Genomic DNA, 1,149 nt, shown 5'->3' on the forward strand with positions numbered 1-1,149 from the left:
CCGCTCGGGCAGCTGTCGGGCGGGGAGCGCCAGCGGGTGCTGCTGGCGCGCGCGCTGGCCGTGCAGGCCGAGGTGCTGCTGATGGACGAACCCCTGGCCAACCTCGATCCCCCGCACCAGGCCGACTGGCTGCACGCCATGCGCGCGCTGGCGGCGGGCGGCGGCACGGTGGTGAGCGTGCTGCACGAGGTGTCGCTCGCGCTGCAGGCCGACGACATGGCCATCATGGACCGCGGCCGCATCGTGCACCATGGCGCCTGCGCCGACCCGGCCACCCATGCTGCGCTGCAGGCCGTGTTCGACCAGCGCATCCAGGTGCAGCAGGTGGCGGGCCTGTGGGTGTCGCTGCCGCGCATCGACTAGGGCCGGCCAACCTCCCGGCCACCGCTTTCGCCCCTTTTTTTTTCGAACGACTTCCGAAACATTGCGCATGCAGATCGAAACCCCTCCCGCCGAACGGCGCTCCGAAAAACCCGACGGCGAGCGCCGCGGCATCGTGCTGGTCAACACCGGCAACGGCAAGGGCAAGAGCACCGCCGCGTTCGGCCTCGCCCTGCGCGCCCACGGGCGCGGCAAGCCGGTCAAGATCTTCCAGTTCATGAAGGTGCCCACCGCGCGCTTCGGCGAGCACCGCATGTTCGAGCAGTTGGGCATCCCCATCGAGGGCCTGGGCGACGGCTTCACCTGGAAGAGCCGCGACATCGACCAGTCGGCCGAACTGGCCCGCGCCGGCTGGGAGCGCGCGCGCGCCGCCGTGCTGGGCGGCGAATTCTTCCTGGTGGTGCTGGACGAGATCACCTACCCGCTCATCTACGGCTGGCTGCCGCTCGACGAGGTGCTGCAGGTGCTGCGCGACCGCCCGCGCCATGTGCACGTGGTGCTCACCGGCCGCCGTTGCCCGCCCGAGGTGATCGAACTGGCCGACACCGTGACCGAGATGGGCATGGTCAAGCACGCGTTCCAGGCCGGCGTGCCGGCGCAGCGCGGCATCGAGGATTGAGCCCCGCCGACCGCCCCCGCGCCGCGATGCCATCCCCTACGCCGCCCACCGGCAGTGCGCAGGGCGCCGCCTTCTCCGCAGAGGAGCGCGCCGCCGTGTACCGCGCCATCCGCGAGCGCCGCGACATGCGCCACTTCGCGGGCGGGCAG

The 1,149-nt window shown here is 71.9% G+C and carries 2 protein-coding genes; both read left to right on the forward strand.

Annotated features, from left to right (window positions below):
- On the forward strand, nt 1-363 hold a 363-nt coding region (locus tag AC27KI_RS25415; protein ID WP_487116572.1), incomplete at its 5' end, for an ATP-binding cassette domain-containing protein.
- Between the two features lie 67 nt (nt 364-430).
- Nucleotides 431-1,000 carry a cob(I)yrinic acid a,c-diamide adenosyltransferase gene (gene cobO, locus AC27KI_RS25420; RefSeq protein WP_272564138.1) on the forward strand — a complete coding sequence of 190 codons (570 nt, stop codon included), beginning with the start codon at nt 431-433 and terminating at the stop codon, nt 998-1,000.
- Nucleotides 1,001-1,149 lie beyond the last annotated feature (149 nt).

It is taken from the genome of Acidovorax sp. KPB24-03 (assembly GCF_057546605.1).